Raw genomic sequence first — 14,878 nt, 5'->3', positions numbered from 1 at the left:
CAAAAAAATATAAATAAATAATTTACAGCCAACCATCAACAGCCAACACAAAAAAATTTGCTGTCTTAGATACAAAGGTGGCTGATGAGTTATGGTCACACTTCTTTTGAAGGTCGGACTATGAACCCGGTTTTGATTCCACGCTGGAATCCTGCGCGTTCATAGAAGCGCAATGTATCTTCGCTTTTTGAGCTAGTTAGAAGCATTACTTTGTAACACTGTTGCTGCCATGCCAAATCCAAAGCATAATGCAGCACTCGCGTAGCAAATCCCTGTCGGCGATAATTGGAGTGGGTGACAACATTTTCAATAATGCCGTATGGACGTGCGCCGCGTGTCAAGTTGGGAATAATGGTTAAGTTACACGTAGCGACTAACTCACCACCAATGTCGGCAACTATGTAATACAAATGGCTATCGCTCAGAATTTTATTCCAGATAGACTCTAACACGTCGTCAGCAGGTAGAGGTGCATCAACAGGATTGAGATGTTGATACAACGCCAGAAGTTGCTGAAGTTCCTCGCGTGCAATTAAGCGAACGTCGATTACGGGTTTAGACAAAGCTATAGTTCGGTAATTATGCCAAAAACTTTTTTGGTGTTTTGGGAAATGGATAAAAGATGAATTTCAACCTTTCCCATTTAACCGAAAGCATTGGGACTGTTATTTTATTGAATATTAAACATCAGTCATCAGATATTAGCAAATGCCGAATGCCCAATAACTAATAGACTTCTAAGAGAAGTCGGGAAAAGGGGAAGGGGAAAGGGGGAAAGGTTTGGTATTTTCCCTTTCTCCAATAAAGATGCATCCCTTTGACCACAAGAGTGCAAAAACCAATTACCAGCTTTTTATCCAAGCACTAAAAGTACTGAGTCTTTTAAGTCACAACAAGTGAGAGCAGAAGAATCTGGTAGCCGTCTTCACCTGCAAAATTCCATTAATTTAATTTATAGTTAATTTTTTGAATTTATCCAGATATTTTATTAAATAATTATTAAAATTATATATAATCCTGAATTTTATGTCTCAAACTCATTAATAACAGGTCTAATAATTAAATCTAATTTAGCACTCTCGGCTTGCAAGTGCTAAATTGTCACTAAAATTTAATAATCAAAATTTTACGAGTGATTCATCCGAATTATCCAGTTAATTTTTGTGCGAAAATTAATGAATCAGGTAGTTTAACTAGCTCCATTAAGGCATTTTGAGTTAGGATTTTTCTTTTCATACCTACGACATAGACACAAATCGCACTTTTTTAAGATGGCTTTGGTGTTTATCAGACATTATTTTAAGAATACAAATTTCACTGTAGTAATTAAAAACTGGGAGGATTGCTATGAAATACACTTTTGATATTGTAGGAGTATCTCCACTTTTACAGTTTTTTAATCAACAACAACAAATTTGGCAACAACCATCACGCCAAGGCGTGGAATATTTGGGAATGCACAACTGTACGCTAGATACATTTCTCAAATCTTTAGAATCAGTTCCAACACAACGTGGTTGGAATATGGATAGAGTTGTAGATACAGTGATTCAGTTTTGGGTAAATAACTCAGATAGCATTCGTTATTGGAAAGCATCTTTAACTAATGCTGGCAAAGATAATTTATTAGTCACAAGGTTGGCTGATATAACCGCTTTACAAGCTGAATTTGAATCCTTATTAGATAAATAGATGTAGTAGCCCTAATTTAGCTAATTCCACTTTTAAAAAAGATGGTGTTTGATTTTGATTGTTGACTGTTGACTGTTAACTGTGAACCGTCAACAGTCAACAGTCAACGCATTAACTGGAATAATTTATTTTTTGGAGTTCTTAACTTTGGGATTTATTTGATATTTGACTACTGATACAGATTCTACTTACGTGTATCGATTTGCAAAATTATTTTTTGAAATCAGTAGTATCACTACTTGGGGAGTAGGCTCAAAAGTGCGCCCCACAAGAATTAATTGGGTATTTTTTATTTTGAAGTACGTACAGTTTGCTTATTAATACTCTTTTTGGGTTTTTGTTTGAGCATTGTTTAATTCTAGAAACTCTTGTCAATTAAAGCTTTTAAGTTCATAAATACCTGAAATTTGAAACTTTGTTTGTTTTAAATATTGCTCTCAGTATTGACAATTTATAAATAATCGAATAACAAGGTGGCAGCAGCTTAAAAAAAAAGCGTTAGTGCATTCCTACCTAGAAGCTAATTAACGCCCTTCATGAAACTTCATACGGAAAACATAATTATGTCAGAAAATACTGAATATCAAGCTTCCAAGTCAGGAAATCAGAGTATTGCTTACAAAGAGCGCCTAAATTCTTGGGCGATCGCTCGTTTACTTCCTGATACACAACGCGAAATTGTTGCTCGTTTCCGCAGTCGTTCTGATGCCGATGGTTACATACAACACCTGCGTCAGGAGATTCCAAACGCTTCTTTCGTAGTTGTGTTTGATTGTCAACGCGAAGCAGCTGTGATTTAAATTACAGATTGTTTTTAAACTTTTGGATGGAGGTTTCCTCCATCCGATAAATTTTAGTTTTTCTGGGTGCATTCTCTGTTTTGGAAATGGGGTTGGGTGTTGAGTGATGAGTGATGAGTGATGACTATTTAGTAAGTTTTAGGACTTACGCAACGCCTATATTGTCATTGCGACCGAAACGGAGTGTAGGGAAGCAATCCCAACTTCAGGGGAGATTACGAGGAAGAATATTCTGTTTGAGAGTAACGTGAGTATAACAAGCGATCGAAGACAAAAATACTGGCTAAAATGTCACAACCCTAGACTATAATCCAGGCTTCGCTTCAAAATTCTGGAATTACAGCATTTTTCATCTAATCCCCCATAGAAGCGTACAGCTAGCTGTGCAACGCTACAAGGCGGTCTATTGACTTCAAAATTGCTGTAACCAACAAACAACACAAGGGAACAGCTAGACAAGGTACACGCTTAACATTCAACAGTCATCAGTCAACATTCATCAGTCATCAATCAAGTTTTCCCTCAAAATATAACTACTTTACTTGCAAAAAATTCGGTAATTGCCCCCTTGCCATCGATATTTTAGATTACTTAAAAGTGAAAGTTAGCACAAAAAGCCCTGAAAGTGCTGGAGGGTTAATAAGTGGTCAAACAGCACCAACGTAATTGGTTCAAAGCTGTCAAATTTTGCCGCAAACGAAAATTCCTAGCACTTTTGCTAGGGATTTTAGTCTCAATTTGCGTAATATTACTCTGGCAAAAACTCTCGCTACCAATTACGAGGTCATTAACACAATTGATGATGATTGCTGGATTATCTGTTGCTGGGTTATTCGTTACCAGCACAGTGACATTATCAATTTATTTTGTTCTGATAATGAGAGCGACTAATCGCCAGATAACAGCAATAAATCAGGACTTAGCTCATCAGATTTTTGAACAAAAACAGATAGAAATTACCCTCCGTGAAAGTGAAAATCGTCTGCGGCAGCTGTTAGAAACTGTCAAAGTTATTCCTTGGGAATTAGACCTAAAAACTTGGCGATTTATCTACGTGGGGCCGCAAGCGGTAGACTTACTAAATTATCCAATAGGCGAGTGGTACGAGGAAAATTTTTGGATTAATCATCTACATCCACATGACTGGGAAAAAACCTTTAATTTATGTCAACAAGCAAGTAATAGGTGCGAAAATCAGGAATTAGAATACCGGATGTTGGCAGCCGATGGGCGAGTTATTTGGCTGCGATGCATTTTTAGCGTAGTTCAGGAAACCGGAACCCCTACGATGCTGAGGGGGTTTATGTTTGACATTAGTGATTTAAAACTGGTTGAAGAAACCTTGAGACTGAGGGAAAGGGCACTTGCAGCTACTAATAATGGAATTATTATTACTGATGCCAGACTGGCATTTAATCCAGTTATTTATGTTAACCGAGCTTTTGAGCAGATAACGGGTTACAGTACTACTGATGTAATTGGACAAAACTGTCGATTTTTGCAAGGGCCAGATACCGAACAATCGGCACTTGATGAACTGCGGTTATCTATTAAAGCGGGAAAAAGTTGCAAAGTGGTTCTCCGCAACTATCGCAAAGATGGTGTGTTGTTTTGGAATGAATTGAGTATTTCTCCTATTCATGATGAAAATGGTAAGTTAAGCCACTTCATTGGCATTCAAACAGACATCAGCCATCGCAAACTTGCCGAAGTCCATCTGCGTCATCAAGCCCTCACCTTTGAAAACATCCATGATGGCGTGATGATCGCGGATTTAACAGGAAGTATCCTTGACTGGAATCCTGCGGCTGAAAGTATGTTTGGCTACACTAAAGCCGAGGTGTTGGGTAAAACTCCAACTATTTTATACAAACCTGAAGTAGTGGCAACATTAACCACTGAAGTTCTACAAACAGTTACTCAACACGGACGTTGGTCGGGAGAAATAAATTTTATTCGCAAAGACGGTAGCCAGGGAATTTGCGAAACAACTGTAGCATCTTTACAGGATGAACAAGGACAAATTGTTGCCACTATTAGCGTCAATCACGACGTTACCGAAAACAAAAGAGCCAAAGAAGCACTGCAAAGGCAATTACATCGCACTTTATTACTCGAACAAATTACCCAAGAAATTCGCCAAAGTCTAGATACAAGTAAAATCTTTCAGACGGCTGCTACTCAAATTGGCAAAGCATTTCGAGTAGATCGCTGTTTAATTCATTCTTATATTAATGAACCCATACCCCGAATTCCCCTAGTCGCAGAGTATAACCTTCTCCCTGATTACTGCTCGATATTCAACTTAGAAGTATTGATAAATAACAATCTGCATACCGAGCAGATGATGTCACAAGAAAGTGCCATCCCCTCCCCAGATGTTTACCTCGATCCTTTATTCCAAGGAGCTGAGCTTACCTGCCGAGAAATTGGGCTAAAATCCATGCTTTCAGTCCGCACTTCTTACCAAGGAGAACCGAATGGTGCTATAATATGCCACCAATGTAGCCATTTTCGCCAGTGGACACAAGATGAAATTGAATTATTAGAAGCAGTGGCAGCTCAGTTGGGTATCGCCTTGGCACAAGCTCACTTACTCGAACAAGAAACCCGCCAACGTGAAGAACTCACTTTAAAAAACTTTGCCTTGGAGCGAGCAAAACGTCAGGCAGAAGCCGCAAATCTGGCAAAAAGCGAATTTTTGGCAATGATGAGCCACGAAATTCGTACCCCTATGAATGCTGTGATTGCCATGACAAGCTTATTGCTGGATACTGAATTGACGCCACAGCAGCAAGATTTCGTGGAAACAGTCCGCAGTAGTGGAGATGCTTTACTCACCATCATCAACGATATTTTAGATTTTTCCAAAATTGAGTCGGGCAAACTCGAATTAGAAGAACAGCCCTTTGATTTGAGAACTTGTGTCGAACAGGCTATATATTTATTAGCTCCGAAAGCCGCCCAAAAAGATATCGAATTAGCTTATTTCATCGAGCCGCAAGTTCCCACCCACATCATCGGCGATTTAACTCGTCTGCGCCAAGTCTTGATGAACCTGCTCAACAATGCCATCAAGTTTACTGAACATGGAGAAGTAGTACTTTTTGTGGGATTGGGGACTGGGAATCGGGAGATGGGGGAGACAAGGGAGACAAGGAGAATAAATCCGAGTCTCAACAGTCAACAATCAACAATCCAAATTCAATTTGCCATTAAAGATACAGGTATTGGCATTGCACCAGAAAAAATAGAACGATTATTTCAACCCTTTACTCAGGCTGATGTCTCCATGACTCGGCGATATGGCGGTACAGGATTGGGATTGGTCATCAGTAAGCGCCTCAGTCAGATGATGGGGGGCACTCTTTGGGTAGAAAGCCAGGGATTTGTTGGTGGCAATCCCGGCTCTACGTGGGAAAGTAAAAAATCATCCTCTTCCCCAGGTTGTACATTTTACTTCACCATTAAAGCCCAGGTAGCTCCTGTCAAAGAACAAGCTGAATTTAGCAATTTGTTAGTACAGCTGGCTGGCAAGCGGCTATTGGTTGTGGATGACAACCTCACTAACCGCACAATTGTCAGCTTGCAAGCAGAGTCTTGGCAGATGCAAACTTATGCTGCCAAATCTGGTAAAGAAGCTTTAGCTCAACTTGCTTGGGGAGCGCAGTTTGACATTGCCATTTTAGATATGCAGATGCCAGAAATGGATGGGTTAACCTTGGCTCGTCAAATTCGCAAGCAATCTGGCTGTGAAAATCTGCCTTTGGTAATGTTGAACCCTTTGGGTAAAGTAGGAACTTCCCTGGATTTTGGTGATGTGCAGTTTGCTGCTTCTTTGAGCAAACCAATTAAACAGTCTCAACTTTATGATGTTTTTACCCGTGTTTTGGTCAATCAGCCGACTCCAGCCAGTATTTCTCCTTCTCATTTTTCCTCCGTCGATCCGCATTTAGCATATAAATTGCCCCTGCGGATTCTGTTAGCAGAAGATACACTGGTCAATCAAAAAGTTGCTTTACTGATGCTGCAAAAAATGAGTTATCAGGCAGATGTAGTAACTAATGGGCTAGAAGTGTTGAAGGCGCTGGAAAAACAGACCTATGATGTAGTGTTGATGGATGTCCACATGCCTGAAATGGATGGCTTGGAAACAACTCGCAGAATTTATCAACAATGGGAAGTTGGTTTTCGTCCCTATATTATTGCCATCACTGCCAACGCCATGCGGGGCGATCGCGAAGCTTGTTTAGCTGCTGGTATGAATGACTACATTAGTAAACCAGTTCAAATCGAAGAACTCGCCCAAGCACTCAGCAAATGTCCACCGCAAAGAACTAACCAAAATCCAATAATGTCCTGGCGATCGCCACCACCAGGTAATATACTCCAGGAAAAACAAGACAAAACATTTAATAGCGTTAAAATTGATGCCAAAGTTATTGCTTCTTTACGAAAAATCCTCAGAGGAGATAGTGCGGCATTTGCCGAATTGATCGAGTGTTATCTGACAGAAGCTCCGAAACTGGTGGAAAATATCAGCACAGCCATTGCTACTCAAGATGCCCAAACTCTATGGAAGACAGCGCACCAACTCAAATCCAGCAGTGCTTCTGTGGGAGCCATGACCCTGGCGCAAGTTTGCAAGCAATTAGAAGCACAAGGACGCAGTAACAAATTCCAAAGCAGCCTAGAGGTAATATCACACCTACATCAAGAATATGAACAAGTTAAAACTGATTTAAAAAAAGAACTTGCCAAGGAAGGACAATGAAAGCCAACCCTCAAGAAAGCAAATCATTAGTTTTAATCGTTGATGATGAACCATTTATCCGCATGATTTTACGCAATTTCTTGGAGCGGGAAGCATATCAAATAGTCGAAGCTCAAAATGGCATAGAGGCTTTAACTATGTATAATCAACTTCACCCAGACATTATACTCCTCGATGCCATCATGCCCGATATGGATGGGTTTGAGTGTTGCACTCAGTTGCAAATTCTTGGCTGTAGCAAGCATACTCCAGTATTAATGATTACAGGACTTGAGGATGAAGAATCAGTCGATCGCGCATTTGAAGTGGGGGCCATAGACTATATTACCAAACCGATTCACTGGCCAGTTTTGCGACAACGGGTAAAACGGTTAATTCAACAATCTCAGTTACAACAAAAACTCGAAGCTGTGAATCTGGAATTGCAGCGATTGGTGACTATCGATGCATTAACTGAAGTCGCAAACCGCCGGGGTTTTGAGGAGTATTTTTACCAAGAATGGCAGCGCATGAAACGGGAACAACACCCACTTTCTCTGATTCTTTGCGATGTTGATTTTTTCAAATCATACAACGACACTTATGGTCATCGAGCAGGCGATCGCTGTCTAATCGAAATTGCTCAAGCCATTAAAGATATTGTCAAACGTCCTGGAGATTTGGTAGCTCGTTATGGTGGCGAAGAGTTTGCTGTAATTTTACCCAACACAGACACCGAAGGGGTGACCTATGTTGCCGAAAAAATTTGCGATGCTATCCGGAAATTGGCAATTCCTCATCAGAATTCACAAGTTAGTCGCTATGTAACCATGAGTGCTGGGTTTACCACAGTCATTCCTCAAGCAAATTCTGACTTGGAAGAAATGATTGCCGCAGCAGACCGCGCATTGTATCAAGCAAAAACAGCAGGACGCGATCGCTTTGTGCAAAATATCTTAGCTACCCAAAAATGAACTGCCCGCACAAAAAGCAGACTAATTAGGGACTTCCAAGTAAAAAAATATTTCACAGAAGATTGTTCACTGTTGACAGTCAACAGGAGCCAGGGCGTTGGACGGGTTAAGAGGCTTGTCCGCGCAGCGTTTCCCTTAGGAGAAGCAACTGGCGTTCAACCACGGGAACCGGAATAATTTATTTTTTGGAGTTCCCTTGGCATTAGGGTATCGACAGATTACCATTTCCTGCCGCAACAATGAATTTAGCTTTTCGATTGTAATTTTTAAATATTAACTTTATTTGTAAAAGATGAAGTAACATTCACATCTGTAACAATCCCCGTATAATTTCATAATTGCGACTCAAAAATAGTCCAGTGTGATGATTCATAAATATACCTTTAAAATCTTATTAAGAAACAAATTATACAATTATTTTGGGTGGGCGTCTCGCCCACCCGTAATCATGGATAAGCAAGATGCTTACTCTACAACAACAAATAATAGTATATTTTTTGATTCACAAGTACTTAATATCCCAAAAACCTGTGTATTACCACTGAGCTTAATTGTATTTATAGTTAGCCTACCTTCCACACCTGCAAAAGCTCAGGTTACAAATACAACACAGCTACCAAATAACAATTCCCTCTTCTCGCAACAAATCCCACCACCACAGGATGTCCAACCACCTGTAACTCCACCACCTTCCTCACCGGAAGTACCACAGGAACTTCCCACACCAGCAGAACTATTTCCCTCCTCGACTCCAATTCTCACACCTGAGCAACCAATTCCTAACAAGTTTCCTCAAACTATTGTGGTTGAACGGTTTGAAGTTATTGGTAGCACAGTTTTCTCTGCTCAAGAGTTAGCCGAAGTCACTGCTGAATTTACTCAACGACCCATTTCGCTCACCGAAGTTTATCAAGCACGCTCGAAAATAACTGAGCTATACGTCAAAAATGGTTACATTACCTCTGGTGCGTATATTCCACCCCAAACAATCAAATCCGGTGTGGTACAAATTCAGGTGGTGGAAGGTAAATTAGAAGACATTCAAATAATCGGTACTCGGCGGTTAGACCCCAATTATATCCGCAGCCGACTAGCACTAGCTACATCACCTCCTCTAAATCGGCAACGTTTGTTGGAAGCATTACAACTTTTGCGGCTTAATCCTTTGATTAAAAACTTGTCTGCTGAACTTTCTGCGGGGTCGCGCGCGGGTGTGAGTTTGTTAGAAGTCAAAATTGACGAAGCAAAAACCTTTAGTAGTCAAATAGCTCTAGATAATGGGCGATCGCCTAGTGTAGGTAGTTTCCGACGCCGATTACAATTGAACGAAGCTAACTTATTGGGATTGGGAGATAGTCTGGGTATAGCTTACGCTAATACCGATGGTAGTAACTCCTTTGACGCCAGCTACACCTTACCGCTCAATGCCCGCAACGGCACCCTTGGCTTCAACTATGGCATCACATCGAGCAATGTCATTGAACCTCCTTTCAAAATTTTAGATATTGAATCTGATTCTCGTTATTACGAACTGACATTTCGGCAGCCAATAGTTCAAACTCCCACACGAGAATTAGCCATTGGATTAACAGCTTCCCGACGGGAAAGTGATATTTCGTCTTTTTTGCAGAGAGAAGGAGTACCCGCATCGGAAATTTCACCCGGAGCTGACGAACAGGGACGCACTAGAGTATCTGCATTACGATTTTTTCAAGAATTCACTTCTCGTAACAGCCGTGAAGTTATCGCCCTCCGCTCTCAATTTAACTTGGGCATTGGTGCGTTGGATGCCACGATTAATCAAAATCCTCCCGATAGCCGTTTTTTTGCTTGGCAAGGACAAGCCCAGTGGGCACGCCTTTTAGCTCCTGAAACCTTACTATTATTGCGTTTAAATACACAATTAACATCCAAAAGACTTTTGCCCATAGAACAATTTGGCTTGGGCGGACAAGATAGCATTCGGGGCTATCGTCAGGATTTTTTGTTAACAGATAATGGGGCTTTTATTTCCGCTGAAGTGCAAATACCGATTCTGCGTTTATCCGAGATAGATAGTACTTTGCAGGTCATTCCCTTTGTTGATTTTGGTGTTGGTTGGAACAGTTCTGGTAGAGAGAATCCCGACCCGAATACCCTAGCGGCCGTTGGTTTGGGTTTGCGTTGGTCGCAAGGTTCACGCTTGAGCATTCGTCTTGACTGGGGGATTCCTTTAGTATTTGTTGAATCCGGCGATCGCACCTTACAAGAAAATGGTTTGTATTTTAGCTTACTTTATAATCCTTTTTAAATTATCGAACAGAATTCAGGAGTCAGTCGTCAGAATTCAGTATGAAGTGGAGTCCGACTGGCAGATAGCCGAGCGTAAAGCCTGCGGTATAGCAACTCTTAGAGAGTCCTCAAGCGTCGCATCTTGATTTTGAATTCTGAATTCTGCATTCTTCTTCAATTTATTTCCTAGAAATAAAATGAAGATTTGTTGCTTTATCAGAATTATTAAAAAAAACAATGCGACAGATATATCCTCCCAGATCTTTGTTCTGTCTGACTTTCTTAATATGTGAATTTTCTATTTTGAATTTGTACTACACTGTGGATTTTTCGTAATTTCAACATCACTTAAAAATAAAAATCCGCAAATATACCAAGTAGATAATTCTGTATTTTATTTTATTTTGGGTATCCTAAATGAGGAAAGGTTAGACGATCTAGAGTAAGGAAAAAAGTTAATAAATGATGCATGAATTAAGAAAACAGCTAGAACTTATACGGCAAAAACTAAGCTGTGACGCATTTAATTTGCACATATTTTGACGTTAATGGTTGACAGTTAATCGTCAACAAACTTAACAAACAAGCATACAATTGAAAAGCCCAATAGCTTAATTAAAGAATTTAGCTTTTCATGGTAGAAGATAAATTCTCAATGAAAAGGTGTTGGGAACATCATATAAATTTTGTAATCTAAAGATAGCGATAAATTTAATTGAGTAAAATTCCCAAAAGCAGAACTGAAAAATCTCAGCTTCTGGGAAGATGAGTTTTCAGACTAAGACACAAAGATATGAGAATTTGAGGAAGAATCATGCTAGGAAATGAGCGGGAAAAAATACGTCATCTGTTGGTAATCCAAGACCTACAGGGACGGCGAACTGTCCCCTTAAGAGAAGCTACTTATTCTCTAGGACGGCATTCCGCGAATACCATTGTCCTAGCTTCTCGGTCAGTATCAATGCAACATGCTATTTTATTGCGAGTAACTGTACCAGAAACCGAACAATATGGCTTTCAGATTATTGATGGAAACTATAAGGGAAAGGCAAGTACCAATGGGTTATTTGTGAATGGCGAGAGATGTTATTCTCACAATCTCAAGCATGGAGATGCCATCTTTTTTGGCAGTAATCAAGCTCAGGCTAAATATTATGCTATTTCCAATCTTTCTGAACAAGCATTTTCTGAATCTTCTGAGATTGAAGATTTATCTAGTTTTTTATCAGAGCAAGCCGAACCTGCCAATCCCTTTCAAACCTTGGCTGTCGATCCCACCTTTGAAGCAGCAAGTGAAGCTGCTCTTGCTCGCCTTGCATCCTTCCCAGAACTCATTCCTAATCCAATTATCGAGATGGATTTAGAGGGAACAGTAACTTATCTCAATCCAGCCGCAACTCTCAAGTTTCCTAAACTCAGGGAAACTGGGATGCAACACCCAATTTTACAAGGACTGTTGAGTGCAGTTAAAAATTTAGAAACAAATTCATTTATGCGGGAGGTGGAAGTAGGTACAGAAGTTTTTGAACAATCAGTTCTCTATCTTCGTGAAAGTGATTTAATTAGAACTTTTATTGCCAGGGATATTACAGAGCAAAAACAAGCTACAGCCGAACTACGCCAGCGCGATCGCTTGCTGCAAGCAGTTGCCGAAGCTGCAAATTATTTGTTAGGCGAAATGAACTACGAAACAGGCATTGAGAAAGCTCTAGCTGTTTTGGGCGAAGCCGCCAAAGTCGATCGCGCTTATCTATTTCAAAATCATCCCCATCCAGCTACAGGAGAACTAGCAGTGAGCTTGCGGTTTGAATGGACATGCTCTTTTATCCAACCTACTTACCAATATTGGCAAAATCAGCCTTATCAAGCTTGTGGATTAACCCGTTGGTACGATGTTCTTTCCAGTGGTCAGTCAATTAGCGGACTCACCCGGACATTCCCCATTGCCGAACAAGAATTGTTGATTCAAGACAAGGTTCTATCCCTGCTTTTAGTACCTCTGCGCTTAGAGAACGAGTTTTGGGGCTACCTTGGTTTAGCAGACTGCACCTATGAACGTCATTGGTCGAGGCACGAAGAATCCACTTTGTTGACAATGGCTGCCAGTATTACAGGTGCGCGGCAACGCCAGCAAGTAGAAGAAAAGATTCGCTATCAAGCCCTCCATGATATGCTCACAGGGTTACCCAATCGTCTACTCTTTGACGAAATGCTCAACAAAGCCCTGCCCAACGCCAGTCGCAAGGGCGAAAGTTTAGCTGTAATCTTCCTCGACTTAGATCGCTTTAAAGTGATTAATGACACACTTGGGCACACACTGGGAGACAAGTTATTAAAAGAAGTCGCCCAAAGATTAAACGACTCCCTTAGAAAGGGAGACACCGTAGCCCGTTGGGGAGGCGATGAATTCATAATTTTACTCCCACGAGTGAATAATATCGAAGAAGTCACCCAAGTAGCCGAGAGAATTTTACAAACCTTAGAAAATGCCTTTCATCTCCAAGGGCATGAACTTTATATCAGTGCCAGCCTTGGTATTGCTTTGCTTGATAGCAATAGTCCCAATGCTGAAACGCTAATCCAGCACGCCGATACCGCTTTGTATCATGCTAAAGACAAAGGACGAAATAACTATCAATTCTACAGCGTTTCTTTGAGTGCCAAAAATCCCGAACTCCTAACTTTAGAGAAAAGCTTGCGCTATGCCCTAGAACGCAAAGAATTTTCTTTGTACTATCAACCTCGTGTAAGCATTGCCACAGGTGAAATTACTGGAATGGAGGCTTTGTTGCGTTGGCAGCACCCAGACATGGGATTGGTCGCCCCCAGTGTTTTCATTCCCCTAGCCGAACAAAGTGGACTAATCGTACCCATCGGCGAATGGGTACTGCGGACAGCCTGTAGGCAAAATAAAGCTTGGCAAGATGCAGGATTACCACCACTGATGATGGCTGTTAATCTTTCCCTCAAACAGTTTCGGCAACCGCAATTAGTAGAAACTGTAGCTAAAATTCTCCAACAAACAGGGCTAGAACCTCACTTTTTAGAGTTAGAAATTACTGAAACCACAGCCATTGAAGATTTAGAATTCACCCGCACCGTACTACAAGATTTACAGCAAATGGGCGTTCACCTCTCCATCGATGATTTTGGCACTGGTCATTCTTCACTCTCCCGCCTACAGCTTTTACCACTCCACAATTTGAAAATCGATAAGTCTTTTGTTCAAGATTTGACACACGATGTCAAAGTCGCTCATATTATCAAAGCTATAGTTAGCTTGGGGCGGAATTTGGGATTGAGGCTGACAGCCGAAGGTGTAGAAAACGAAGAAGAATTGGAGTTTTTGAGGTCTATCCATTGCGAGGATGTACAAGGTTTTCTATTCTACCGACCACTTTCTGCCCAGAAAGCAACAGAAATCCTCGAAAGTAAACGACCAACGGTCTAGGATTAGTAAAATGGGGGAAAAGGGATTTATCTCGGAATTTGGTTTTGGGAAAAGGTGAGCCAGCGCGGTCTTGGGGGTTTCCCCCATGAGCGACTGGCGTTAGCGTCAGCGTTAGCGACGAAGGAGCGTCACCCCGAAGGGGTTAAAGGGTAAAGGGTAAAGGTTTTTTCTTTCCCCTTTGCCCTTCCCCTTTTTCCCTTAACGTCCCCGCGTCAGTCTTAATGATAAGTCTTCAACTATATTTGGGAGCGATCGCCATCTATAAAAATAAAGATTGAACGCTCAAATCCTTCAAGGTAATCGTGAAGTTACGTTGTTCTGCTGTGGCAATAAATGAGATAATGGTTTCACATACTACAGCTACAGTTAATATTACTAAGTTTCGTGCCAAGGAATAATCACAAACATCATCATTTACTTCAGAAGGAACGCGATAAAATTCATTCCAAATCACTTCTGCATAATCAACTGCTAGTCCAGCATGAAGACAAGGAATGCTAAATTTATCAGCATAATCTTTGAGTATTTGACGTGCCACACTATTGTCAAAAACATCAATAATTAATTGGCTATCTTGGAGTAATTGATTTACATTTGCCGGAGTCAATTCTTTTGTTTTGGCATCAACTTTAGTACCAATTGCTCGATATAAATTGTTTGCCAAGATTTTTGCTTTGAATGCTCCGACATCAGAACGATAGTAAGGCTGGGTGGAAAGATTGCGTTCCTCAATGCGATCGCGATCGATTACCGTCAGTTTCTCAAAACCACACCGAGTCAAGTTTTCCGCAATATTCGCTCCCAATGCCCCCGCCCCACAAATAGTTACAGGATAGTTTTTCAACTTTGCCATCACAGCATTGCTGCGGTAAAGTTGTTCGTGAAAAAAGATAGTCATTTGATTTTGAATTTTAGATTTGGGATTTTAGATTAGGTA

The 14,878-nt window shown here is 40.7% G+C and carries 8 protein-coding genes; 6 read left to right on the top strand and 2 right to left on the bottom strand.

The genetic code is table 11. From position 1 onward, the window contains the following. Nucleotides 1–95: 95 nt before the first annotated feature. Nucleotides 96–563, bottom strand: a complete 468-nt coding sequence (locus tag VF06_RS18850) for a GNAT family N-acetyltransferase (RefSeq protein WP_244918003.1) — start codon at nucleotides 561–563, stop codon at nucleotides 96–98. A 784-nt stretch (nucleotides 564–1,347) separates the two neighbouring features. On the opposite strand from VF06_RS18850, the gene VF06_RS18845 reads away from it, so the two are divergent. The 6 genes from VF06_RS18845 (at nucleotide 1,348) to VF06_RS18820 (ending at nucleotide 13,941) form a co-directional block, all read left to right on the top strand. After that, on the top strand, nucleotides 1,348–1,692 hold the full coding sequence (locus VF06_RS18845; RefSeq protein WP_099071746.1) for a hypothetical protein: 345 nt from the start codon (nucleotides 1,348–1,350) through the stop codon (nucleotides 1,690–1,692). Nucleotides 1,693–2,255: 563 nt separating this feature from the next. Next, entirely contained in the window at nucleotides 2,256–2,492 is a 237-nt protein-coding gene (locus VF06_RS18840; protein WP_099071745.1) for a hypothetical protein, read from the top strand. Nucleotides 2,493–3,135: 643 nt separating this feature from the next. Next, nucleotides 3,136–7,266, top strand: a complete 4,131-nt coding sequence (locus tag VF06_RS18835; protein WP_099071744.1) for a PAS domain-containing hybrid sensor histidine kinase/response regulator — start codon at nucleotides 3,136–3,138, stop codon at nucleotides 7,264–7,266. Then, nucleotides 7,263–8,219: a GGDEF domain-containing protein gene (locus VF06_RS18830; RefSeq protein WP_099071743.1), complete on the top strand. Its 957-nt coding sequence runs from the start codon at nucleotides 7,263–7,265 to the stop codon at nucleotides 8,217–8,219. Before VF06_RS18835 ends, VF06_RS18830 begins: the two co-directional genes overlap by 4 nt. A 448-nt stretch (nucleotides 8,220–8,667) precedes the next feature. Further along, nucleotides 8,668–10,509, top strand: a complete 1,842-nt coding sequence (locus VF06_RS18825) for a ShlB/FhaC/HecB family hemolysin secretion/activation protein (RefSeq protein WP_099071747.1) — start codon at nucleotides 8,668–8,670, stop codon at nucleotides 10,507–10,509. A 795-nt stretch (nucleotides 10,510–11,304) separates the two neighbouring features. Next, nucleotides 11,305–13,941: an EAL domain-containing protein gene (locus VF06_RS18820; protein ID WP_099071742.1), complete on the top strand. Its 2,637-nt coding sequence runs from the start codon at nucleotides 11,305–11,307 to the stop codon at nucleotides 13,939–13,941. A gap of 259 nt (nucleotides 13,942–14,200) precedes the next feature. Here the strand turns inward: VF06_RS18820 and VF06_RS18815 are convergent, their stop codons facing one another. After that, entirely contained in the window at nucleotides 14,201–14,839 is a 639-nt protein-coding gene (locus VF06_RS18815; protein ID WP_099071741.1) for a ThiF family adenylyltransferase, read from the bottom strand. Nucleotides 14,840–14,878: the final 39 nt, after the last annotated feature.

The organism is Nostoc linckia z4, assembly GCF_002608075.1.
Taxonomy (GTDB): domain Bacteria; phylum Cyanobacteriota; class Cyanobacteriia; order Cyanobacteriales; family Nostocaceae; genus Nostoc; species Nostoc linckia.
The sequence above is the reverse complement of the archived record's forward strand: the minus strand, read 5'-3'. Positions and strand labels throughout refer to the sequence as shown.

Coding starts and splice junctions, on each gene's coding strand:
- VF06_RS18845 (WP_099071746.1), top strand. CDS start 1,348: ATGAAATACACTTTTGATATTGTAGGAGTATCTCCACTTTTACAGTTT.
- VF06_RS18840 (WP_099071745.1), top strand. CDS start 2,256: ATGTCAGAAAATACTGAATATCAAGCTTCCAAGTCAGGAAATCAGAGT.
- VF06_RS18830 (WP_099071743.1), top strand. CDS start 7,263: ATGAAAGCCAACCCTCAAGAAAGCAAATCATTAGTTTTAATCGTTGAT.
- VF06_RS18825 (WP_099071747.1), top strand. CDS start 8,668: ATGGATAAGCAAGATGCTTACTCTACAACAACAAATAATAGTATATTT.
- VF06_RS18820 (WP_099071742.1), top strand. CDS start 11,305: ATGCTAGGAAATGAGCGGGAAAAAATACGTCATCTGTTGGTAATCCAA.
- VF06_RS18815 (WP_099071741.1), bottom strand. CDS start 14,839: ATGACTATCTTTTTTCACGAACAACTTTACCGCAGCAATGCTGTGATG.